Origin of the sequence: Brevundimonas sp. (genome assembly GCF_023259385.1) — a bacterium.
Taxonomy (GTDB): Bacteria; Pseudomonadota; Alphaproteobacteria; order Caulobacterales; family Caulobacteraceae; genus Brevundimonas.
Map to the genome: position 1 here is coordinate 7,475 of NZ_JAHFPF010000005.1, position 23,685 is coordinate 31,159.

At 69.7% G+C, this 23,685-nt stretch carries 17 protein-coding genes; 4 read left to right on the forward strand and 13 right to left on the reverse strand.

Annotation, left to right across the window (positions count from 1 at the left end):
• From Q0C81_RS00605 to Q0C81_RS00615, 3 genes are all read right to left on the reverse strand, one after another.
• The coding region (locus Q0C81_RS00605; protein ID WP_291832259.1) for a UbiA family prenyltransferase at positions 1 to 588 on the reverse strand (588 nt) is incomplete at its 3' end.
• 177 nt (positions 589 to 765) lie between these two features.
• Positions 766 to 3,363, reverse strand: coding sequence for a DNA ligase D (gene ligD, locus Q0C81_RS00610; RefSeq protein ID WP_291832260.1), 2,598 nt, complete (start codon positions 3,361 to 3,363; stop codon positions 766 to 768).
• 61 nt (positions 3,364 to 3,424) lie between these two features.
• Positions 3,425 to 4,738, reverse strand: coding sequence for an ammonium transporter (locus tag Q0C81_RS00615; protein WP_291832261.1), 1,314 nt, complete (start codon positions 4,736 to 4,738; stop codon positions 3,425 to 3,427).
• Positions 4,739 to 5,051: 313 nt separating this feature from the next.
• Here Q0C81_RS00615 and Q0C81_RS00620 point away from each other — a divergent pair, with 313 nt between their 5' ends.
• Positions 5,052 to 7,850, forward strand: a complete 2,799-nt coding sequence (locus Q0C81_RS00620) for a pitrilysin family protein (RefSeq protein WP_291832262.1) — start codon at positions 5,052 to 5,054, stop codon at positions 7,848 to 7,850.
• A gap of 64 nt (positions 7,851 to 7,914) precedes the next feature.
• Here Q0C81_RS00620 and Q0C81_RS00625 read toward each other — a convergent pair whose 3' ends face one another.
• A complete protein-coding gene (locus tag Q0C81_RS00625; RefSeq protein ID WP_291832263.1) occupies positions 7,915 to 8,934 on the reverse strand; it encodes an NAD-dependent epimerase/dehydratase family protein in 1,020 nt (339 codons plus the stop codon).
• Positions 8,935 to 8,953: 19 nt separating this feature from the next.
• The gene (locus tag Q0C81_RS00630; protein ID WP_291832264.1) at positions 8,954 to 10,576 is read right to left on the reverse strand and encodes an alpha-glucosidase; all 1,623 of its coding nucleotides are present in this window, start codon (positions 10,574 to 10,576) and stop codon (positions 8,954 to 8,956) included.
• Positions 10,577 to 10,765: 189 nt separating this feature from the next.
• On the opposite strand from Q0C81_RS00630, the gene Q0C81_RS00635 reads away from it, so the two are divergent.
• Together Q0C81_RS00635 and Q0C81_RS00640 are read left to right on the forward strand one after the other, a co-directional pair.
• Positions 10,766 to 12,058, forward strand: a complete 1,293-nt coding sequence (locus Q0C81_RS00635; RefSeq protein WP_291832265.1) for a sugar MFS transporter — start codon at positions 10,766 to 10,768, stop codon at positions 12,056 to 12,058.
• 108 nt (positions 12,059 to 12,166) lie between these two features.
• Entirely contained in the window at positions 12,167 to 12,754 is a 588-nt protein-coding gene (locus tag Q0C81_RS00640) for a hypothetical protein (RefSeq protein WP_291832266.1), read from the forward strand.
• 6 nt (positions 12,755 to 12,760) lie between these two features.
• On the opposite strand, the gene Q0C81_RS00645 is transcribed toward Q0C81_RS00640, so the two are convergent.
• From Q0C81_RS00645 to Q0C81_RS00660, 4 genes are all read right to left on the reverse strand, one after another.
• On the reverse strand, positions 12,761 to 14,077 hold the full coding sequence (locus Q0C81_RS00645) for an O-antigen ligase (RefSeq protein ID WP_291832267.1): 1,317 nt from the start codon (positions 14,075 to 14,077) through the stop codon (positions 12,761 to 12,763).
• A 76-nt stretch (positions 14,078 to 14,153) separates the two neighbouring features.
• A complete protein-coding gene (locus Q0C81_RS00650) occupies positions 14,154 to 14,378 on the reverse strand; it encodes a hypothetical protein (RefSeq protein ID WP_291832268.1) in 225 nt (74 codons plus the stop codon).
• A gap of 134 nt (positions 14,379 to 14,512) precedes the next feature.
• The gene (locus Q0C81_RS00655) at positions 14,513 to 15,787 is read right to left on the reverse strand and encodes a hypothetical protein (RefSeq protein WP_291832269.1); all 1,275 of its coding nucleotides are present in this window, start codon (positions 15,785 to 15,787) and stop codon (positions 14,513 to 14,515) included.
• On the reverse strand, positions 15,784 to 18,063 hold the full coding sequence (locus tag Q0C81_RS00660; protein ID WP_291832270.1) for a polysaccharide biosynthesis tyrosine autokinase: 2,280 nt from the start codon (positions 18,061 to 18,063) through the stop codon (positions 15,784 to 15,786). Before Q0C81_RS00660 ends, Q0C81_RS00655 begins: the two co-directional genes overlap by 4 nt.
• 480 nt (positions 18,064 to 18,543) lie before the next feature.
• On the opposite strand from Q0C81_RS00660, the gene Q0C81_RS00665 reads away from it, so the two are divergent.
• Positions 18,544 to 18,852 (forward strand): hypothetical protein, encoded by a 309-nt coding sequence (locus Q0C81_RS00665; protein WP_291832271.1) that lies wholly within the window; start codon positions 18,544 to 18,546, stop codon positions 18,850 to 18,852.
• Here Q0C81_RS00665 and Q0C81_RS00670 read toward each other — a convergent pair.
• The 4 genes from Q0C81_RS00670 to Q0C81_RS00685 form a co-directional block, all read right to left on the reverse strand.
• Positions 18,842 to 19,849: a M48 family metalloprotease gene (locus Q0C81_RS00670; RefSeq protein ID WP_291832272.1), complete on the reverse strand. Its 1,008-nt coding sequence runs from the start codon at positions 19,847 to 19,849 to the stop codon at positions 18,842 to 18,844. The genes Q0C81_RS00665 and Q0C81_RS00670 overlap by 11 nt on opposite strands.
• 6 nt (positions 19,850 to 19,855) lie before the next feature.
• Entirely contained in the window at positions 19,856 to 20,551 is a 696-nt protein-coding gene (locus tag Q0C81_RS00675) for a polysaccharide biosynthesis/export family protein (protein WP_291832273.1), read from the reverse strand.
• An 18-nt stretch (positions 20,552 to 20,569) separates the two neighbouring features.
• Positions 20,570 to 21,364, reverse strand: coding sequence for a CpsB/CapC family capsule biosynthesis tyrosine phosphatase (locus Q0C81_RS00680; RefSeq protein WP_291832274.1), 795 nt, complete (start codon positions 21,362 to 21,364; stop codon positions 20,570 to 20,572).
• Between the two features lie 104 nt (positions 21,365 to 21,468).
• Positions 21,469 to 23,685 (reverse strand): AGE family epimerase/isomerase (locus Q0C81_RS00685; RefSeq protein ID WP_291832275.1); only part of this gene is annotated, 2,217 nt, incomplete at its 5' end.

A 23,685-nucleotide genomic window follows, 5' to 3' on the forward strand; every position in this document is an offset into this window, starting at 1 on the left:
GTAGCCGGTGTGAAGCTCCGTCAGCCAGAGGGACAGGCCGTAGCCACCGGAGGCTGCCGCGAAGCCCATCAATGCGCCCCAGTTGAAGGTCAGGCCCAGCCAGGCCTGGGGCCACCAGGTGATCCGCTTCATGAAGGGGTAGGCGGCGACCAGCAGCAGGGAAGCGACCCCGAGAAGGATGGCGGTCAGATTCAGGGTCAGCAGGATCAGCAGACTGACCAGCGAGCAGGCGGCGGTGAAGGCGAGCGCCTTCTTGACGCTGATCCGGCCCGAGGCGACCGGGCGGGCGGCGGTGCGGGCGACCTTCGCGTCGATGTCGCGGTCCACGATGTCGTTGAAGGCGCAGCCGGCGGCGCGCATCAGGCAGGCGCCGATGGCGAAGCCGGCGACGAGCCACAGGTCATAGACGCTGGAGGTCCGGCGCTCGGAGGCGAGCGCCAGCGCGATGCCCTGCCAGCCGGGCAGCAGCAGCAGCCAGATGCCGATGGGCCGGTCGAAGCGGCCGAGCTTGAGCCAGGGCTTCAGCCCCTCCGGCGCATGGCGGTCCACCCAGTTCGATCCGGCGTCAGGAAGCGGGGCGGAAGTCATGGCCGAGGTTGTAGCGGGTCGAGGCGGGAAGGGGAAAGGGAAGAGGCGGTTTCTCCCTCCCCCTCGTGGGGAGGGATGTCGGCGCGAAGCGACGACAGGGTGGGGTTCGTATCCGGGCGCCCGGCTCCCCATCCGTCCCGCTTCGCGGTCCACCCTCCCCAGAAGGGGAGGGAGAATTCAGAGCTCCAACCGCTTCAGCACCGGCCGCAGGTTGGTTTCGGCGGACCGGAAATCCTTCCAGGGGTCGGGCTTCTTCAGCAGGGCGGCGGCGTCCCGAAGCGTGAAGGCCCTCGGATCGAGGCCCTTCTTCACCTGCCCCCAGGACAGGGGGAAGGCGATGCCGGCGCCGGGGCGGGCGCGGGGGGACCAGGGGGCGACCGCCGTCGCCATCCGGCCGTTGCGCAGATAGTCGAGGAAGATCTTTCCGCCCCGGGCCTTCTTGGCCATGGTCGTGGTGAAGCGGTCGGGATCGGCGGCGCGGACCCGTTCGCTGACGGCCTTGGCGAAGGCCTTGCACTGATCCCACTCGATGCGCGCCCTGGCGTCGGCGCGGATGGGGACGACGACGTGCAGTCCCTTGCCGCCGGTGGTCTTCACGAAGGGCGTCAGGCCCAGGGATTCCAACTCGGCCTTCACCACCCTGGCCGCCGAGACGACGTCGTTGAAGTCCAGGCCTTCGTCGGGATCGAGGTCGAAGGTGACCTGTTCCGGCGTCTCGGGATCGCCCGGCTTGCAGCCCCAGGGGTGCAGCTCCAGCCCGCCCGACTGGCCGATGGCGACGAGGCCGCCGACATCGACGACGCCGACGTAGGGTTTGCGCTCCTTGACGTCGATCAGCTTGAGGCGAGGGTTGGAGCCGGGCATGGCGTGGCGCTGGAAGAACTGCTCGCCCGCGATGCCCTCGGGCGCACGGATGATGGAGACCGGGCGGTCCGCGACGTGCGGCAGGATGCGTTCGGCGGCCATTTCGTAGTAGCGGACGAGGTCGGCCTTGGTGATGGCCTCATGCCCGTCCGAGGCGGGCCATAGCACCTTGTCCGGACTGGAGATGCCGACCCCCGCGACGACCAGCTTGCCGGGCTTGGCCTTTTCGCCGGGGATGGTGAGCTGGGGCGGAGCGGCGACCTTGCCCCTGGTCGCCTTGGGCTTTGCGGGCTCCTGAGGTTTGTCGATGACCTCGGCGGCGGACTTATCCTCGCGCAGGCCCTTGAAGGCCGCCTGACGTAGGGTTCCACTGTCGGTGTAGCCGCCGTGCTCGATCTCGGCGACCAGGACGGGCTTGAGCCAGTGGACGGTGTGCGGACCCGAGCGGGGGCGCTTTGGCGCCGCCTTGCCGATGAAGGGGCTGGTGTCCGACGCGGCCTTCTTCAGGGCGGGCATCAGGGTCTTGAGGATCGGGGCGGAATAGCCTGTGCCGACGCGGCCCAGATGGCGCAGGCCGCCCTTCTCCTTCACCCCGACGATCAGGGAGCGGAAGCGGTCGCCCTCGGCGGTCCAGCCGCCGATGACGACTTCATCGCCGCCCCGGCATTTCGACTTCAGCCAGGTCGAGGTGCGGCCCTCGCGATAGGGCGAATCCAGTTTCTTGGAGATGACGCCTTCCAGGTCCATGCGGCAGGCGCTTTCCAGGACCGCCGCCCCGGTCGAGGCGAAGTGGTCGACGTAGCGGATGCGCGACCGGGCGGCCTTGGGGATGCGGTCGATGTAGGCCTGCAGCCGCGCCTTGCGGTGAGACAGGGGCAGGCCGCGCAGATCCTCCGGCCCCTCAAACAGCAGGTCGAAGGCGAAATAGATCAGGCCGCCGGTGTCCTCGTCCGAGATCGCCGCCTGCAGGGCCGAGAAGTCGGGCATGTGGTCCGCGGCCAGGGCGCACAGCTCGCCGTCCAGCACGGCGTCGGGCCAGCGGGCGGCGTCGGCGGCGTGCTCCGGGAATTTCTTCGACCAGTCGAGTCCCTTGCGGGTGCGCAGGGTGGCGCGGCCGCCGCCGGCGGCGACCTGGAGGCGGTAGCCGTCGAACTTGATCTCATGCGCCCAGCCCGCGCCGCCGGGCGGATAGTCGGTGATCTTGCACAGCTGGATGGGGACGAAGGCGTGGGGCTTCTTCGCATGGGCGGCGACGGCGGGACGGGCCACGGGTTTCGCGGGCCCCTTGCGTGCGACCGGTTTTGACGAGGTCCACTGTGTCTTGCCTTCGGCGATCTCGGCGAGGCTGCGGCCGGTGGCGATCGAAGCGTCGATCTCCATGTTGGCGTCGCCCTCGCCCGGGACGGCGTACGGGTCCTTCTCCTTGATCAGCAGCCAGTTGGCGCGCTTGCTGGGCTTGCCGCGGTCGGTGCGCAGGCGGACCAGCACCCATTTGCCGGACAGGCGCTCGCCATGGAGCACCATCTTGATCTCGCCCTTCCTGAAGGCGGCGTCGACATCGTCGGACTGGGGCTCCCACTCTCCCGTGTCCCACATCTGCACCGTGCCCGCGCCGTAGTTGCCGGACGGGATGGTCCCCTCGAACGCGCCGTAGTCGAGCGGGTGGTCCTCGACCTCGACCGCGAGGCGTTTGACGGCGGGGTCGCGCGACGGGGCCTTGGTCACGGCCCAGGACTTGAGGACGCCGTCCAGCTCGATGCGGAAGTCATAGTGCAGCCGCGTCGCCGCGTGGCGCTGGATCAGGTAGCGCAGTCCGGTGGTCTTCGCCCTGCCCTTCTTGCCGGCAGGCTCGGGCGTGGCGGTGAAATTCCGCTTCTTCTTGTAGGTGTCGAGTTCGCCGCGAGCCGTCATGGCGAGTCGAACGCGGGTGGGACGGGAGCGTTGCCATTCCTCCCCCGTTGGGGACGGAGTGCTACTGGTGAATCGTCTCCCCGTGCTGGGTGTAGTCCAGCCCCTCGATCTCCTCCTCCTTCGGCACGCGCAGGCCGACGGTGTATTTGCAGATCATCAGGATCACGAAGGTGCCGACGCCCGACCAGGCGATGACGGCGGCCAAGCCGATGATCTGGTTCAGGATGTTGGCGTTGGCGGCCGCGGGATTGATGGCGGCGGTGGCCAGCAGGCCGGTCAGCAAGGCGCCGAGGATGCCGCCCACGCCGTGCACGCCGAAGGCGTCCAGGCTGTCGTCATACTTCAGGGCGCGCTTGAGCCAGACGGCGCCCGCATAGCAGGCCGGACCCGACAGGATGCCGATGATGAAGGCGCCCTTGGGGTCGACCAGGCCGGCGGCCGGGGTGACGCCGACCAGACCGGCGACGATGCCGGACAGCAGGCCCAGCAGGGTCGGGCGCTTGTGGTCGATCCACTCCACGGCCGTCCAGCCGATCGCGGCCGCCGCGGCGGCCAGGATGGTGTTGAAGGCGGCCACGGCGGCGATGCCGTCGGCGGCCCAGGCCGAGCCCGCGTTGAAGCCCAGCCAGCCGACGAACAGCAGGCCGGTGCCGATGGCGGTGAAGGCCAGGTTGTGCGGCGCCATGTTGTCCCGGCCGAAGCCCTGACGCGGGCCCAGCACCAGGGCCGCGACCAGGCCGGCGACGCCGGCGTTGACGTGGACCACGGCGCCGCCCGCGAAGTCGAGCACGCCCAGCGAGCCCATCCAGCCGCCGCCCCAGACTTGATGGCAGATCGGCGCATAGACGATCAGGTGCCACAGGAAGAAGAACAGGATGGAGGCCGAGAATTTGATCCGCTCGGCGAAGGCGCCGGCGATCAGGGCCGGGGTGATGATGGCGAAGGTCAGCTGGTAGGCGATCCACAGGAACTCGGGCAGGCCGGGCGCCAGGCTGTGCGCGGTCGAGGGGGTGACGCCGTTCAGGAAGGCCGCCTGAAAGCCGCCGATGAAGCCGTTGGTCGCCTCGGGACCCGTCCCGAACGACAGGCTGTAGCCGACCGCGAACCACAGCACGGTGACGATGGCCAGGGCCGCGGTGGAGTGGGCGATGGTGGCTATGACGTTCTTGCGCCGGACCATGCCGCCGTAGAAGAGCGCCAGACCCGGCAGGGTCATCAGCAGCACCAGCGCCGTCGACGTCAGGATCCAGGCCGACGAGGCCTCGTTCAGATCCAGCGCCGCCTGGTGGGCCAGAAGCGGAGCCGCGGGCGCGGCGAGCGCCGGACCGGCGACCAGACAACAGAGGGCGGCGAGGGCGAGCGATTTGCGGATCATGGGCGCGGCGTCCGGAAGCGGGATGTCAGAAATCTCGGCCCGAACCGCGTTCGACGCCGCGGATAGGGATAGGACCCTATTGCGGCGCCGCAGGCAATTCATTTCGTGTGCGGTGCAATACTTCGTTTCTCGCTGCACGGATTGAGGTTGGAGCGCATCGCCATGCACGGACCTGTCTTTCGGCCTCGCAACTGCGAAATGAACCTCGGAAGGTTACGAATCTGAAATGTCATTTCGCTTGCGAGCGGATCGCAGCTGGATACCACTGTCATCGCCCGGCTCGCCGGGTCGTCTCAATTCAGGGGGTCTCCGCATGCGTTCGTTCCGTCCCGTTCTGCTGGGGGGCGCCGCCGCGGCCGTCCTTCTGGCGTCCGCCTTCCAGGTTCAGGCCCAGGTCGCCGCCTCCGTGGCCGCCTCGCCCGCCACGCAGGAACGCCTCGCGCCGCTGCCGGACGTCGACATCCCCTTCACCCGGTTCGTGCTGAACAACGGCCTGACGGTGATCGTCCACGAGGACCACAAGGCGCCGATCGTGGCGGTGAACATCTGGTATCACGTGGGCTCCAAGAACGAGCCGGCGCGCCGTTCGGGCTTCGCCCACCTGTTCGAACACCTGATGTTCAACGGGTCCGAGAACTTCAACAACGACTTCTTCAAAGCGACCGAACTGCTGGGCGCGACCGATCAGAACGGCACGACCAACAACGACCGCACCAACTATTTCCAGAACGTCCCGACCTCGGCGCTGGACAGCCTGCTGTGGCTAGAAAGTGATCGGATGGGCCACCTCGTCGGCGCGATCGACCAGGCGCGCCTCGATGAGCAGCGCGGTGTAGTTCAAAACGAAAAACGCGAGGGCGAGAACCAACCCTATGGCCGCGTGTGGGATCTGATCACGGCCGCGACCTATCCGTCGGACCACCCCTATGGCCACACGGTCATCGGCTCGATGGACGATCTGGAAGCGGCTTCCCTGGACGACGTGAAGGCCTGGTTCCGCGACTATTACGGCGCGGCCAACGCCACCATCGTCCTGGCCGGCGACATCACGCCGGAAGAGGCGCGCGCCAAGGTCGAGCAGTATTTCGGCGACATCCCTTCGGGACCCCCGGTCACCCAGCCGGCGCGCATGATCGCCCGCATGGAGGGCGCGCAACGCGAGGTCATGTACGACCGCGTCGGCCAGCCGCGCCTGTACAAGGTGTGGAACGTGCCGCCGGGCGGCGAGGCGGACACCCACTACCTGGGCATGCTCGGCCAGGTGCTGTCCTCGGGCCGCACGTCGCGTCTCTACAAGCGCCTGGTGTTCGATGACCAGGTGGCGACCAGCGTGTCCGCGCGGGTTTCGGAGCGCGAGATCGGCAGCCAGTTCACGGTCGTGATCACCGCCAAGCCGGGCCAGGACCTGGCCAACATCGAACGCATCGTCGACGAGGAGATGGCCCGCCTGCTGCGCGACGGCCCCACGGCCGACGAACTGGAACGCGCCCGCACGGCCGTCGGCGCGTCCTATGTCCGGGGCCTGGAACGGATCGGCGGGTTCGGCGGCAAGTCCGACCGCCTGGCCGCGAGCCAGGTCTTCCAGGGCGATCCGGCCGCGTGGAGAGTGGGTTACGAACGCCTGCTGAACGCCACGCCGGCCAATCTGACCGCCGCCGGACGCGAGTGGCTGACGGACGGCAGCTACGCGCTCGAGGTTCGCCCCTTCCCCGACTTCACGGTCGCGGCGACGGGCGCTGATCGGACCCACATGCCGACGCCGGGCGCGGCCCCGCAGGCCGACTTCCCCAATGTCGAGCACTTCACCCTGTCCAACGGGCTGAAGGTGGTGCTGGCGCCGCGCACCGGCGTGCCCACCGTCAGCATGAACCTGATTGTCGAGGCGGGATCCGCCGCCGACCCCGCCGGAAAGAACGGCGTGGCCGCGCTGACCCCCGCGGTGATGACCAACGGCACCGACAGCCTGACCGCGCTGGAGATCGGCGACCGGGCGCAACTGCTGGGCGCCTCCATCGGGGGGAGCTCATCGGTGGACTACACCAGCATCTCGCTGAACGCGATCGAGTCGCGGCTCGAGCCGTCCCTGGCGCTCTATGCCGACATCATTCAGCATCCCGCCTTCCGCGCCGATGACTTCCAGCGTGCGCGAGCCCAGCAGATCTCCGGCATCCAGCAGAGCAACCGGAGCCCCGGCGCCATCGCCAGCCGCGTGATGGTGGCGTCCGTGTTCGGGCCGGAGCACCCCTACGGCCGCCCGGCCTCGGGGACGGAAGCGACGGTGAACGCCCTCAGCCCGAGCGACGCCGAAGCCTATCACGCCACCTGGTTCCGTCCGGACAACGCCACCCTGGTGGTGGTCGGCGACACCACACAGGCCGAGCTGGTTCCGGCGCTCGAACGGGCGTTCCGCACCTGGCGCGCGCCCGCCGCGCCGCTGCCGGTCAAGCCCGCCGCGCCGGCGATACCTGTCAGCCACGCCCCGCGGATCTACATCGTGGACCGAGCCGGTCCGCAGTCGTCGATCATCACGGGCCGCCTCGTCGCGCCCTTCGATCCGGCGACGGAAGGCCCCATCAGCGTCGCCGACACGGCGCTGGGCGGCGCCTTCACCAGCCGCATCAACATGAACCTGCGCGAGGACAAGCACTGGTCCTACGGCGCCGGCTCCTTCGTCGGCATCGCGCGCGGCGAGCGGCTGTTCCGCGTCTCCTCCGGGGTGCAGGCCGACAAGACCGCCGAAAGCATCGCGGAGATCCATCGCGAGCTGAGCGAAGTGGTCGGGTCGCGTCCGCTGACCGAGGCGGAGATCGCGGCGGTGCGGTCCAACCTGGTGCTGGGCATGGCCGGAGGCTGGGAGACCAACGCCGCGGTGGCCGACGACCTGACCCGGATGGTCGTCTATGGCGTGCCGGAGAACTACTACGACGGCTACGCCGCTTCGGTGAACGGAACGACCCCGCAGTCGGCCTCGGTCGCGGCGCGCGCCCTGGTCGGCGAGGGTCCGACGACCTGGGTGGTGGTCGGCGACCGCGCCCAGATCGAGCCGAAGATCCGGGCGCTGGGGATCGGCGAGGTCGTGGTCGTCGATGTGAACGGCCAGCCGGTCCAGTAGGGATCGGTCAAAGGCTGAAACGGAAAGGCCCCGCCGGCGACGGCGGGGCCTTTCTCGTTCGGGATCAGACCCCGTAGAAGTCCCGGTACCAGTCCACGAACCGCTTCACCCCGACCTCGATGGGGGTGGAGGGAGCGTAGCCCAGGGCGGCGCGGGTCTCGGTCACGTCGGCCTCGGTGCGGGTCACGTCGCCGTCCTGGACCGGCATCAGGTTCAGCTCGGCCTTGCGGTCCAGCGCCTCTTCCAGCACCGCGACGTAGCGCATCAGCTGTTCGCGGCGGCCGGCGCCGAGGTTGAGAATGCGCCACGGGGCGACCCCGCTGGTGGCCGGGTTCGGCGCCTGCGGGTTCCAGTCGGGATCGACGGCGGCGGGCTTGTCCAGCGCGGCGATCACGCCCTCGACGATGTCGTCGACATAGGTGAAGTCCCGCTCCATCTGGCCGTGGCCGTAGACGTCGATCGGGCGGCCTTCGAGGATGGCGCGGGTGAATTTGAACAGCGCCATGTCCGGGCGACCCCACGGTCCATAGACGGTGAAGAAGCGCAGGCCCGTCGAGGGGAAGCCGAACAGGTGGGAATAGGAGTGCGCCATCGCCTCGTTGGCGATCTTGGTGGCGGCGTAGACGGTCAGCGGATGGGCCACGCCCTGCTTCACTGAGAAGGGCAGAGCGCCGTTGGCCCCGAAGGCCGAACTGGTCGAGGCGAAGACCAGGTTCTCCGCCTTCACCGCCCGCGCGCCCTCCAGCACGGTTAGGAAGCCGACCACGTTTGAATCGACGTAGCTTTCGGGGTGTTCCAGGCTGTAGCGCACGCCCGCCTGCGCCCCGAGATGGACGATGCGGCGCGGCTTCATGCCGGCGAATAAGGCGGCCATGCCATCGCGGTCCGCCAGATCGAGCGTGTGGTGCAGGTATTTCGGATGCGCCTGCAGCCGCTCCAGCCGGGCGTGTTTCAGCGCCGGGTCATAGTAGCTGTTCAGGTTGTCGACGCCGATCACGGTCTCGCCGCGCGCCAGCAGGCGCTCGGCGGTGTGGAAGCCGATGAAGCCGGCTGAGCCGGTGACGAGGACGGGGCCGGAGGTCATGGTCCTGCGTTACTCCGGGTTACGCGGCCACGCCAGTATCGGGAGCCAGCACGCGGCCCGAAAGCGGTGCGACTGGCCCCGCGGGCCCATTTACCGCCTCCATGACGACCCAGCCCTCGGGCCCCGTCCAGTCGATGGTCTCGTGCCCGAGGTTGAAGACGCAGAGCCGTCGTTCGTCGCCGAGGCTCCGCTCGAAGACGAGCAGGCCATCGGGGGCCTCGAGCACCCGCATCGACCCGTGCGTCAGGGCGGCGTTCGCCTTGCGCAGGGCGATCAGATGGCGCGTCACGGCCAGCTGCGACGTCGGGTCGGCCTCCTGCCGGTCCACCGCCAGCGGCAGGTGGCGCGGGTCGATGGGCAGCCAGGGTTCGACGGTGGAGAAGCCCGCATGCGGCGCGTCCGCCGTCCACGGCATCGGCGTGCGGGCGCCGTCGCGGCCCAGGGTCTTGGGCCAGTTGGCGATGGCTTCGGGATCGACCAGCCGGTCGAATGGCACCTCGCCTTGCGGCAGGCCCAGCTCCTCGCCCTGGTAGAGGAAGACGGCCCCGCGCAGGCAGACCAGCAGCAGCGCCATCAGCCGCGCCATGGCCGCCCGGTCGCGGCCCTCGGCCCAGCGGGAGACCGCGCGCGGCGCGTCGTGGTTGGAGAAGGGCCAGGACGGCCAGCCCTGTCCCGGCCGCCCGTTCCAGACGGCGGCGGTCCCCTTGACCAGATCGGGCGTCAGGGCCGGGGCGTACAGATAGGTGAAGCCGTAGGCGCTGCTCAGCCGGTCCTGCCCCTCGGTATAGGCCTGCATCTCCGCATCGGCGCGGTCGCCCGGCACCTCGGCCACGGTGAAGCGGCTGCCGTGGCTGTCGGTCAGGGCGCGCAGCCGCTTCAGGAAATCGACGATGCCCGGCTGGGACTGGTTGTGGATCTTGTCCTGGAAGTCGAAGGGCCGGGTGCGCGGTCCGCCCGGCGGCAGGGGCGGATTGTCGGTCAGCGCCGGGTCGTGCATGGCGAAATTGATGGCGTCGAGACGGAAGCCGTCCACGCCCCGCGCCAGCCAGAACCGCACCACGTCCAGCAGGGCGTCCTGCACCGCCGGGCTATGCAGGTTCAGCTGCGGCTGCTCGGGCAGGAAGTTGTGCATGTAGTACTGGCCGCGCCGGGCGTCCCAGGTCCAGGCCGGACCGCCGAACACCGACTGCCAGTTGGACGGCGGCGCGCCGTCCGGTTTGGCGTCGGCCCAGACGAACCAGTCGGCCTTGGGATTGTCGCGGCTCTGCCGGCTTTCCTCGAACCAGGCATGGCGGTCCGAGGTGTGGGCGAAGACCAGATCGATCAGGACCTTCAGGCCCAGGGCATGCGCGCGGGCGGTCAGGGCGTCGAAGTCGGCCAGGGTCCCGAACACCGGATCGACGTCGCAGTAGTCGGCGACGTCATAGCCGAAGTCCCTCATGGGCGAGGTGTAGAAGGGGCTGAGCCAGACCGCGTCCACGCCCAGCGAGGCGATGTGGTCCAGCCGGGCGGCGATCCCCGGCAGGTCGCCGACGCCGTCGCCGTTCGTGTCCGCGAAGCTGCGCGGATAGACCTGATAGATGACGGCGCCGCGCCATGGATCGGCGGTTTCGGCGGGGGCGGCGGCGGTCCGGTCGGTCACGCGGGGCTCTTGGTCAGCAGCCGGATCAACCGGAACGCCCATCTTCCCCGCCCTGATCGTGTCCGCAAGGGTCGAAACCAGCCCACTTTTGGTTACGAATTGCCTCAAAGCGCTGGACGCGGGCTTTTCTGGATGAAACCAAGGCTGTCAACGGCCGCGCAGAGTGAGGCGCCGGTCATGGGGAGTGAAATGACAGATCAAACCAGCGCGCCACGGCGTGGCACGGGTCTCGCCTTTGCCTATGTGACGACCCTCTTCTTCGCCTGGGGCTTCGTGACCTCGCTGATCGGTCCGCTGATCGCGGCGGTGCGGCGGGTGTTCGAACTCAGCTACGCCGAAGCGACCCTGACGACGTTCGCCTGGTTCATCGCCTACGGCATCGCGTCGATCCCGGCGGCGGCCATCGTCGGCCGACTGGGTTACAGCCGTTCGATCATCGCCGCCCTCGTGACCATGGTCATCGGCTGCCTGATCGTGCCGGCGGCCACCCTGATCGACTGGTATCCGGGCGTGCTGATCGCCCTGTTCATCATCGCCTCGGGCGTCACCATCCTGCAGGTCGCCGCCAACCCGCTGGTGGCCGCCCTGGGCACGCCGCGCCATTCGCATGCGCGTCTGAACTTCTCGCAGTTCTTCAACTCCCTGGGCACGACGCTGGGGCCGGCGATCGCCGCGCCGATCCTGCTGACCGGCGGGGTGTTCGCCGCCGACGCCCTGATCACCGATCCGGCGACGCGGGCCGAATCCCTGCGCAGCATCGACTTCGCCTTCCTTGCGGTCGGCGCCTTCTTCGCCCTGGTCGCGGTCTTCATCTTCACCGCTCGCAAGGCCATCAATGCTTCGGCGCCCGCGACGACCGCCAGCGACCGCGCCTCGCCGTTCGTGGCGCTGAAGTCGCCGTGGGCCGTCTTCGGCGCCGTGGCCATCTTCTTCTACGTCGGATCGGAAGTGGCGATCGGCGATCTGCTGACCAACTTCCTGCACAGCCCGGACATCCTGAATGTGCCGCTGGCCACCGCAGGCGGAATGCTGTCCTGGTACTGGGGGGGCGCCATGGTCGGCCGTCTGATCGGCAGCGGCCTGATGCTGACCAAGGTCAAGGCCAGCGTGCTGCTGATCGTCAACACCACGATCGCCGCCCTTCTCTGCCTGATCGTGACCCAGACGAACGGACCGACGGCGGCCTACGCGGCCATCGCCATCGGCCTGTTCAACTCCATCATGTTCCCGACCATCTTCACCCTGACGCTGGAGCGGTCGACCGCCCCGGTGCCGGCGACCTCGGGCCTGCTGGTGTTCGGCATCATCGGCGGCGCTATCCTGCCGCCGATCGCCGGTCACATCGCCGACAGCTCGGCGACGCTGAACCCGGTCTTCTTCGTGCCGATGGTCGGCTATCTGATCCTGATCGTCTTCGCCTTCGCGGCGTCGAGGGCCAAGGTCCGCAACGCCGAGGCCGCGGCGACGCCCGGCGGTCACTAGCCAGGCGCAAAACGAACGCCGCATGGGCCGTCGGGGGAGACCCCGGCGGCCTTTGCGCATTCAGAAGGACGCGCCCTAGACTGCGGCGTGTCAGTCCCCGGGGTCCGCATGCTCTCTCGTCTCGTCCGCGCCCTCATTCCCGGCCTGGTGCTGGCCCTGCTGGCGGGACCGGCGCTGGCGGCTGTGACGGTGACCTTCTACGCCCACCCCGGCGCGCGGGTGCGGGGCGGATACCTGCTGTTCCCCCATGCCTATGTCCAGGCCGCCGGCACGCTGGACGAGACGGGCGAGGCGGTCGACTGGGCGGCGGGCTTTACCGCCCGCAACCCGGGGCCGCAGCTGCTGTTCATGCGCGACAAGGGCGTGGTCCTGTCGCCGGACGCCCGCTACGTCGATGAGGGAAAGCCCTATTTGACGCTGACGGTGAGCGACGCGACGTACCGGGCGATCCGGGACCGGGCCGACTGGTGGAATGGACCCGAGGGTTGGGTCTATGACCTGAGACGGCGCAACTGCATCACCTTTATCGCCGACCTGGCCCGGGTGGCGGGCCTGCGGACGGCGCCGGAGCCGTCGATGAAGCCGGGCAGCTTCCTGGAGGCCACGGCGGCGCTCAATCCGCAGGCGGCGTGGCGGGAAGAGGAAGGGACGCCGCCGGCCCCGGACATCGCTCCGGACGCGCCGATCACGGACTGAGCGGCCTCAGGCCAGTTCGCGGTCGGTCGGCTTTCCGGCTTTTTCGAGGATGGCGGCGCACAGGGCGAACAGGACCGCCAGGGTGGCCGTGCGCAACGGATAGTCGACGGCGGAATGGACCAGCATGGCCAGCAGGGCGATGCTGGCGGCGCGCTGCAGATCCCGCTCGCGCGACGGTCCGGCCTTCCACGCGGCCCACAGGCGGCGGCCGTACCAGACCAGGAAGGCCAGGATCAGCGCTGCGCCGGGCCAGCCGGCCTCCAGCCAGGTTTCCAGATACTCGTTGTGGGCGTGGTTGAAGAAGGTGGCGTCCAGCTTCTCCAGCGGTTCGACCGAGCGGAACACCGCGTCGAAGCTGCCGACGCCCGAGCCGAGCGGCAGGAAGGTCTCGGCCGCCGAGGCGACGACAGGCCAGCCCTCGAAGCGGCCCTCGGGCGCGGATTGAACGTCGAAGCGGGCCAGGATGGGGGGCAGGGCCAGGATGGCCACCGCGGCGACGGCCGCCGCGACGCCGCCGGTCAGGGCCAGCAGGCCGGGGCCCGGGCGGCCGCGGCCCGCCGCGATCCAGGCGGCCAGCAGGCTGACCAGGGCGATGGGGCCGAACAGGATGACGCCGGCGCGGGACCGGATGGCGGCCAGGCCCACGACCACCAGACCCATGAACAGGGCGCCGAACCACAGCGGCAGGCGCTGTTCGCTGCGTCGGCGCAGGACGGCGGCCCCGAAAACGGCGGCGAAGGGCAGGCAGGCCAGCAGCAGGGTCGCCAGATGGTTGCGGTTGGCGAAGAAGCCGGTGACCGACCCCGCCGAGGTGGTGGTCCACGGATAGAGCCGCTCGCCGCCGCTGGCCAACTGGGCCGCGCCCAGCAGGACCGCGATCACGGCGGCGGCCAGGTAAAAGGCCACCATCCGCGTGGTCTGGGCCTGGGACGAGGACAGCACGGCCAGGAACAGGGCGGCGGGCGGCAGAATCGCCAGAACGGACTGCCACGTCAGGTCGGGGGTCAGGGTCAGCGGGGCCCAGCCGGGCTGGAGACCGGCCAGTTGCAGGGCGAGAACCATCTCGTCCCGTCCGGGCAGGCCGGTCCAGATCGCGGGCGGAAGCGGAATCAGCTGGATCAGGGGGATGGCGGCCAGGCCGCCCAGCAGAGCCAGGGCGAACCGATGCTCGCGCCATAGGCCCGAACGGATCAGCCGATCAGCGCTCATGATCAGCAGGGGCAGGGCGGCCAGTTCAACGACGGCCAGCCGCAGGGCGTGTTCGCGGCTGGCGCCGCCGAAGACAAACGAAAGGGCCAGCAGGATAGCCGCGGCGATTGCCACAGCGTCCCACTGGCCCTTCAAAACCTTATTCGGCACGCGTTACGACTGCATCAGGCGCAGCGCGGACCGGGTCGGCTTAGTCGCTTTCCGAGTCGTCGTCCGAAGCAACAACGACGACCGCCACGATCACGGCAGTGCCGATGAGCAGGACGGGCAGCGGAATGCCGGCGAATTCCGACGAAGCGTCGGCGCGAGCGCCAACGCGGTCACCCACGCGGGCAACGGCCGAAGTGTTGGCGGCGGCAGCTTGGCCAGCCACGAGCAGCAGGCCTGCCGTGACAGCGGCGATGGTCTTACGCATGCTAGATCCCCTTCTAATCAGGTCTTTGGTACGGGCTGGCCCGCGACGTATCGAGAATGGGTATAGGCGGCGAAGGTTTCAAAAGCAATACGATTCAGGTGCTCAGCGAAGTAAATGAGCCACGAAACCGCCCTTTAGTTCGCCTCCGGAGCGATTGGCGCGATCGCCACTCGGTCAAGCCACACGGCGGTTCGCTGACGCTTGTCGCCGGAACGGGTCTCGAGGCGCAGCCATTGGGCCGTGCAGGTCGAGGGCACCGAGAAGGTCGTACTGAACGGGGTCCAGACCTGGGCGCCGGGCGCCGCCGCCGGCGCCGAAAGGATGCCCAGATCGCCGGGCGCGCAGGTCAGGGTCAGGGCGAGGCGGGCCGCCGGATCGCCTTCTTCCACGCGGGATTCAGCCGACAGACGGTAGCGGCCGGGCGCCAGGAACAGCAGCTGTTCGGTGATTCTCGAGGCCGAATAGCCGTCGTAGTCGACGCGTAGGGCCGGGTCGGCGGGGCGGACGTCGTCCGGCACGATCTCGGCGATCACCCCGGCGTCCTGGGCGAGGCGCCACTGGAAGGGTTCCGGCGCCGAGGCGTCGCCGAAGCCGCCGTTGCTGACGAGCGGCGGGCTCGGGGGGCGGTTCAGGCGTGTACGGACGACGCGCACGGCTTCCAGCTGCCCCTTCTCCACCAGCTGGTAGTAGAGCTGGCGCAACTCGTCATTGGTCAGGGGCGCCTTGCCGGCCTGCAGCAGGACGGCGAGGTTGACCGCTACCTGAAGCCCGCGCGCGTCCGCGAACAGGCTTTCCAGATAGGCCTGGCGCCATGGCGGCCGCGCGGACAGCAGCACCGCCACCTCCGGCAGGGCCCGGGCGGTGTCGACCGTGGCGGCGACGGTGAACAGCTCGAACACCCGGGGCTGGATGTCGTCGCGGCGCCGCACCAGGGTGTCGGCGTGAGCGAAGGCGGAGGCGTAATCGCCCTGCTTCAGGCGATGCTCGACCAGCCAAGCGTGGGACGGGTCATCGCGCAGGCTCCAGTTGCCGGCGAGAGTCAGGATGTCGTCGGCCACGCCCTCGCGCCCGGCCTTGGCCTCGGTCAGGCCGACCACGCGCAGCGCCCGCACATCAAAGGGCGACCGGGCCAGCGCTTCCCGCGCGAGGTCGGCGGCCTGCCTGAAGCGAACGGGATTGGAGCCTTCCTGCCCGGCGACGAGCTCGCTCTCGGCGGCGCGGCGCAGGACCAGGGGCGACGTGGGCGCCAGCCGAAGGGCGATCTCGGCTGGAGCGCGCTGGATCAACGGCTGGATCACGACCTGCCAGCCCAGCAGAACGCCGCCGGCGATCAGGACCCATGAGGCCGCTTCGGCTACCCGGCCGCGCTTGCGCGCCGGGGCGGCGGAAAGGTCCGCCTGATCCCTCAAGCGGGCTTGCCCTTCTTGCCCTTGGTCCCGCGCTCGCCTTCGGCGCCGTAATTGTAGTCGTATGCGTAGTCGTAGCCACCGTAGGTGGTGGTCTTGGCGTTGAACTTGGTCAGCACGGCGCCGAGCAGACGGGCGCGGCCCATCTTCAGGCGACGCAGGGCGCCGCGGGCCTGACCGCGACGGGTGCCCTTCGATTCCAGCACGAACAGGACGCCCCCGACCGCGGCCGCCAGCAGGGGCGAGTCGGCGAAGCCGAGGACCGGCGGGCCGTCGACGACCACGTGATCGAACTTGTCGCGGGCGTCGTTGAGGAACTGACGCAGGCGGTCGCCGCCCCACAGCTCGGCGGGGTTGGGCGGCAGCGGGCCGCAGGGGATGAAGTACAGATTGTCCTGGCGCGTGCGCTGGACGACGGAGGCCAGGTCCGACGAGCCCGACAGCACATTGCTCATCCCGCGCTCGTTATCGACGCCCACGAGCCGGTGCATCGACGGATTGCGCAGGTCGCCGTCGACCAGCAGCACGCGCTTGCCGATACGGGCCAGGTTCAGCGCCACGGCGTAGGCCGTGGTCGACTTGCCTTCGGCGGGGCGGGCGGACGACACCAGCAGGCTGGCCGGCGCGCCCTCGGGCGTCGAGAACTGCAACGCCGTTCTGAGGGAGTAGTAGGCTTCGGAGAAACCGGATCGGATGTCGGCCAGGGCGGCCGCCGTGGTCTGGCCCTTGTCGAGCAGCGGCACAACGCCGAGCACCGGCACGGCCAGCTTCTTCTCGACGTCGTCCGGGGTGGCCAGGGTTTCGTCCAGCGCTTCCAGCACCAGGGCGGCGACGACGCCCAGGCCCAGACCGAACAGGGCGGCCAGCGCCAGGTTGATCATCATGTTCGGCTTGGACGGCGTGGCCGGCGGCGTCGCATTGTCGACGATCGAGATGTTGTTGGACGTCACGTTGCCGGTGACGCCGACTTCCTTGTAGCGCTGCAGCAGGCCCTCGTAGAGCGTCCGGGTCGTATCCAGCTCGCGTTGCAGGATGTTGTACTGGATCGAGCGGTCACGCAGGTCGAGCACGTCGCCCTTCAGGCCGTTGACCTGGCCCTGCAGCGAACGCTCCTGATTGGCGGCGACCACATACTGGCTCTGGATCGAGGAGCGGATGTTGGCGGCCAGCGTCTGGATCTGGCCGTCGATCTCGGTGATCTGGCCGCGCAGGCGGACCATCTCCGGATAGTCGGGCTGATAGAGGCTGGACTTCTGCTGGTACTCGGCCTCGAGCTGGGCGCGTTGCTCGCCCAGGCGCTGGATCGAGGGGTTCTGCAGCACTTCCGGCAGCGTCATGACTTCCGAGGTGCGGGCCGAGCGCCAGCGTTCCTCGGCGGCGACGCGGGCGGCGCGGGCCTGGGCGAGGGAGGAGTTCAGGGCCACCAGGTTGTTCGAGGCGAGCGACTGCGATCCGCCGCCCGAGGAGTCGGCGCCGCCTTCGGACGGTTCGCCGACGTTGATGATCTGCTGGTTGGCGGCGTAGGCGACCAGCTGGCGCTCGGCCTCCTCGAGGCGGCCCTTGGTCTGGGCGATGCGCTCTTCCAGGAATTCGCGGGCATAGGCCGACGACTGGAATTTGCGGTCCAGGTTGGCCTGGATGAAGTTCTCGGAGAAGCCGTTGGCGACCCGCGCCGCGACGACCGGATCGGGGTTGTCGAAGCCGACGGCGACCAGGCGCGAACCGCGCACCGGCGTGACGCTGAGGTTTTCCTGCACATAGTCCAGGGCGGCGTTGCGGCGGCGTTCGGCCTGGGCGGCGGCCGAGCCGTTGCGGGCCGGAGGCTCCACGCCGAGGTTGGTCAGAGCCTGATCCGAGCTGGCCAGGCCGAGGCTCTCGACGACGCGTTCGGCCAGCGAGCGGCTGCGCAGCAGGCCGTACTGGGTCTGGAAGAACTCCTCCCCCTGCGCCATGCTTTCGCGCGGATTGACGTCTTCGGTCGAGTTGAAGATGCGCGCGGCCTCCCGATCGATCTGGAGGGTGGCCTGGGCCGTATAGATCGGCGTCATCAGCAGGGTCAGGGCGGCGCCGACGGCCAGGGCCCCGAGGAAGCAGCTGATGATCAGGATGCGATGCTTGAGCGCCAGACGCCAATAGGCCCCCAGATCGAAGACGGGCGCATCCTCGACTTCCTGATGCCAGGCGCCTTGGCGACCGTCTTCAAGAGCCGGTTCGCCGAAACCTGATGCGCGGCCGGAGCGCGCATTGCGATCGTCAGCGAAGTGATTGTCGCCCAGCATAATGCCATCCGCAAATCATGACGGCCGTCGCCGCCTGTCGAAACCTATCGGGCTGATACCGCAAAGCCCTACACCACGCACACGAATTCGAGTGTCCGGGACCTGCCCTCCGGCGTCATGTCGCGGAGGAGGGCGCCGTCGGTCAAGCGTGGCGCGAGGATCAGGTCGTCGGCGCCGGTTGCGGATCATCGGGCGCGGCGCGGGCTTGTCCGAAGGCCGGTCCGACGGCGGGCGGGGGAGCCACTTCGCTATAGAGGCCCGCGCCCTTTCCAGAGTATGCAGCCGGTCCGGCGGCGCGAGCCGCCGTCCGCCGGTGGTCGAGCGCGTCGCTGATGCGTGTCGCCATGGATCAACCCTCCGCAGGACAGATAACGCAGGTCCATGACAGTGACGAATCACGGAAAGCGGCGCGTGTCCCCGAGCTCGAACCCCGTACTGAGGGATACGTTCCGTATCGGGACGGTCGCGTTTTCGTTAGCGGTGGCGTGGTTCGCGTTCAGGCCCGCCGCGACGATCGAAGGGGGGCTGCCGTGGGACAAGGCCAACCATGCCGTAGCCTTCCTGACGTGGACAGTTCTGGCCGCCTGCGGCTGGCCCCGGAACGGCCTGGTCCGGTCGGCCGCGATCATGCTGGGGGCCGGGATCGCGATCGAACTGATCCAAGGCCTGCCCGCCGTCGGACGGGACGCCGATGTCTGGGATGTGGTCGCCGACATGGTCGGCTTCGCCCTGGGCTGGGGTCTGCTGACCGCCATGCAACTGCGGAACCGGCTCGGCCTCAGGGAATGAGGGCGCGGTTCGCCGCCTTGCGCGCGGCGATATCGGCCAGGACGGGCTGAAGCGTCCGCCGCCGCGCCGGCGCGGACTCATAGATTCCGCCGGAATTGAACTGGGCGTAGCGCGCGCCCCGGTCGGCGGCCTCGAACCGGGTCAGGAATTCGACCGCGAGATACGGATCGAAGCCGGCCCGCGCCAGCAGGAACAGGCCCAGGCGGTCGGCATCGGCCTCGGCGCTCAACGACAGGCCCCGGCGCAGGGTGATGGCCCCGTTGGACGCGCCGCGCGCGCCGGTCACATCGGGCTGGGTGCGATGCTCGAGGACCGCATGGGCCAGTTCGTGCGCGAGGACGAAGGCCAGTTGGTCGTCGTCGTCGGCGACGCTGACCATGCCGTCGGAGATGAAGATGTTGCGGCCGTCGGCGCGGCTGCGGCGCGTGCCGGTCACCTCGACCTGGGTGGGATAGGCGCAGGCGTCGACCGGGCGAACGGTGACCTCGCGCTCGACGCCCGCCCGACGGACCCGCAGGGTCACGGGCCCCCGCGCCGCGGCGGCGTCCAGCGTCGCCGCATTGGCCTGAAGACCCTCATAGGACTCCGTCGCGCCCTCGCCTCGCGACAGCGGCTGACCGTTGACCGACAGGATCAGGTCGCCGGGCGAAAGGCCGGCTTCGGCCGCCGGGCTGCCCCGCGGCGCTGCGAGGACGCCGGGCAGATCGCCCTCAAGGCCATAGCGGGCTTCGGCCGTCGGCCGCAGCGCGCCGCCGTACTGGCCGGCGGACTGCAGGGTCCAACCGGCGCGCGGGCGGGTGACGGGGCATAAATCGGCGTTGGACCGGGCGAGGGCCCAGGCCACTCCGGCGACACGGACGTCGACGGCGTTCAGCGCTTCAAGGCGCGCCTCGGGCCCGGCCTGGACGAAGGCTGTATCCGGCGCGGGATGGCCGCAGGCCGCCGCGCCCAGCCCGAAGGCCAGGACGACGGCGAGGATTTGCGCGCGGCGCGCCAACAGCCCTTAGAACGGACGGAAGATCGACAGCGCCGGCAGGGCGCCCACGACTTCCCGCAGGGCCGAGTTCAGGCGCGAGGTGTCGACCACGACGATGTCGTCCCCCAGCACATTGGGGTCGTCGGCGCGGCCCTGACGGATCGCCTGCAGGTCGAACAGGGCGACCGTCCGCTGGCCGTTGATCGTGCGGAACACGGCGACCTTGGTCAGGTCGGCCACGCGGCTGGGACCCTCGGCCATGGCGATCGCCTGCAGCAGGGAGGTCGCGCCGCGCATCTCATAGACGCCCGGCTTGGTGACGGCGCCGTCGACCGTGATCTTCTGGCTGGCCGCCTCGGTGACCGTGACGGTGACCTGCGGGTTGCGCAGATACTGGGCGCTGAGCTTCTGGGCGATATCGGCCGAAAGCTCGCTGGAGGTCCGATCCGCCGCGCGGACAGCGCCGATCAGCGGCATCTGGAGATTGCCCGACGTATCGACGACAAGTTCATCGAACGACAGGTCCGCCACCTGGAAGACGCGAATCGACAGCTTGTCGCCGACGCCGATCCGATACTCGGTATGCGGCGCCGCATCGGGGTCGATTCCCAGCTGGGGCGTAGGCTGGGCCGCCGTCATCTGGGTGACGTCCATCTTGGGGCCGCCGCAGGCGGAGAGCAGGAAGGCCGTGGCGATCAGGACCAGCGGGAGGGCGCGCATCATGCGACAGTCACCTTGAAATCAGGCGGCCTTGAACAGCCGTTTGAAGAAGCCCGGCCGGGTGGCCGAACGGGGGGCGCCGACCGCCGGAGGGACCGAAGCAGGCGTAGCGTTTTCCAGCACCGCTAGGGGTCGGGTCAACACCATGTCTTTCGCGGCCTGTTCGCCGAGGCGTTTCGACACGGCCTCGACCGCCTCGGAAAGCACCGGAGAACGGCTGCGCAGGTTGTGAGCGTCGGTGGCCAGGATGTGGACGATGCCCTCGTCCAGCATGCGCTCGGCCCAGTACTGGGTGCGTTTGCCGAAGCGGCCGGTGACCGAACCGGCGGTGATCTGCATCCAGGCGCCGCTCTGGGCCAGCTGGACCATCAGGTCATACTGCTCCTCGATCCAGCGCAGGCGCTCGGGGTGGGTGATCAGCGGATGAAAGCCCGCGGCCATGCAGTCGAACACGGCGTCGGCCATGCGCGGCGGGGCGGTGTTGTGCGGCGGTTCGAACAGGAAGTAGCGGGTGTCGGCCAGCCTCAGCTTGGACCCGTCGCGCAGGCCCGACGCCAGGCCGGGCACCAGATGCACGTCCGCGCCGGTGACCAGGCGCAGGGGGACGCCGGCCTGGTCCAGTTCGGCCTGAAGCGCGACCACGGCGGCGCGGACGCCGTCCGAGGTGTTCTCATAATAGCCCGGCATCATGTGCGGGGTGCAGGCGGTGACGGTGATGCCGTCGGCCACCGCGATCCGCGCCATCGCCAGCGAGGTTTCCAGGTCCGGCGCGCCATCGTCGATGCCCGGCAGGATATGGCAGTGGAGGTCGATCACATCGGTCTCGTGGTGCGGCGGCGTCTCTACAGGAGAGGCGCTGGCGGCTGAACAGGGGATGAAGGGCCGCCCCCGCGGCCCGCCTCAAACGTGGAACAGGAGCTTTAGTTCAATCCGGTCGGCGCGTCCGTAATGAGGCCGGCCGCGGCGGCGACGCAGACCTGATCGAAGGCTCCGACGATATGATAGAGCGAACTGGCGGGGGCCGGCTCGTCCACGAAGGCGCCGGACGCCTCCAGCTTGTCGCGCCAGGCGCCGTTGGGCCGCAGGTAGAGGGCCAGGCCCGCCGCCGCCTTGCGCGCCTCGGCCAGCCGCTGCTCGCGCTCGGAGCCCTCGGCCAGCTCGGCCATGGCCAGGGCGGCGCGCAGCCACTCGGTCTGGGGCCACAGGCGGGCGCGGGCGCTGCGCACCGACAGGCTGTCGTCCAGCTCGTCGACGGCGACGCCCCGGCGCGGATCGACCCCGCGCAGGCCGTGCATGTAAAGGCGCTTCGCCGCCGCCATGGCGCGGGCGTCGCCCCGGGCGAGGGCGTGCCGCGACAGCAGCCAGCTCCATTCGAACTGGTGACCGGGCTCGACCAGGCGGCCGTCCTCGCCCGGCGCCGGGCGCCAGTCGGCGTCGTAGAACTCGCGCAGGAAGCCGCCGTCGGCGTCGATGAAGCGGGTCAGGGCCAGTTCGGCCAGGGAATCGGCGATCGCGTCCCAGCGCGGATCGACGCCGCGCGCGGCCCAGGCCTGGGCCGCCTCGAACAGGTGCATGTTGGCGTTCGCCTGGAAGGGATGGTCGCCGGCCTCGCGCCAGCCGCCGCCGGGCAGGCGCTCGGCCAGAAGCCGGTCCAGCATGATCCCCGCCTGGGCTTCGCAGCGCGCGGTCTCGATCCCGGCGGCGTGGACGGCGGACAGCGCCAGCAGGGCGAAGGCCTGCTCATACTGCAGGGCGGCGTCGTCCAGCACCGAACCGTCGGTGTTCAGGGCGTTGCGCACCGCGCCGTCGGTGCGCAGGTAGCCGGCCAGGAAGCGCTCCAGTCCGCGTTCGACCCGCTCGCGCCACGGCCCCGCCCAACCCTGGGCGCCGGCGCGGGCGAAGACGTAGATCTGGCGCGTCTGGACGCGGGCGCGGCGGCGGCTCTCCACCGCGCGGCCCTCCAGCGTCAGGGTCTCGACGAAGGCTCCGTCTGCATGGGTCCCGAGCGTCGCCCACAGCGGCAGGGCCGCGGCGCGCATCCAGTCGCCGAACCGCCGGTAGGGCGCAGGGTCGGCCGTCTCGGGCACGTCGGCGTGGCGCGGGGCCTCGGCCTTGACCCTGTCGACCACGGCCTTGACGTCCTGCGCCCGCGACAGGTCGCAGACCAACACGGCGTCGTTCTCGGCGATGACCGCGATGTTGGACACGCCCAGGGTGGCCACCACCATGCCGTCGGCGGCGCGGACAAGGACGTTGTCGCTGTCGACGCCGATGTGCAGTCCCGTGTGCCCCGCGCCGGTCGCCAGCACCGAATCCCAGGCGCCCACGTCGGACCATTCGAAGCCGACGGGCAGGACGGAGGTGCGGTCGCTCTTCTCCATCACCGCATAGTCGATGGAGATGCGCGGGGCGGTGCGGAAGGCGTCGGTCAGGCGGATCAGGGGCCCGGTCAGGTCGGCGGGGAGGGCGTTGCGGGCGGCCTCGGCGATCTCGGGCGCATGGCGGGTCAACTCGTCCATCAGGGCGGCGCCCGAGACGATGAAATTGCCGCTGTTCCACAGGAAGCCGTCAGCCAGATAGCGGGCGGCGGTGGCGGCGTCGGGCTTTTCAACGAAACGCTTCACCGGCGACAGGCCGGCGCCCTGGGGACTGATGTAGCCGTAGGCCGGGGAGGGCCAGGTCGGGGTGACGCCCAGGGTGACGATACGGCCGCGGGCGGCTTCTTCAGCGGCGGTGCGGACGGCGGCGCGGAAGGCTTCCGCATCGGGGATGTGGTGGTCCGAGGCGATGATGGCGGCGACGCCGTCCGGGTCGCGCCGCTGGACGAAGGCGGCGGCGGCGGCCATCGCCGGTCCCGAATCGCGCGCCTCGGGCTCCAGCAGGATGGTGGCCTCGACGCCGATGGCGGCCAGTTCGCCGGCGATGGCGTCGGCATGCCCCAGGCCCGCGACCACCACGACGTCGCCGTCGGCGGCGAGGGGCGCGACCCGCAGGACGGTTTCCTGGAACAGTGACCGCGCGCCCGTCAGGGGCAGGAACTGCTTGGGCCGTCCGGGACGCGAGGCGGGCCAAAGGCGCGAACCGGCCCCGCCGCACATGATCACCGGATAGATATTCATCATTCCCCCGCGCAAGTC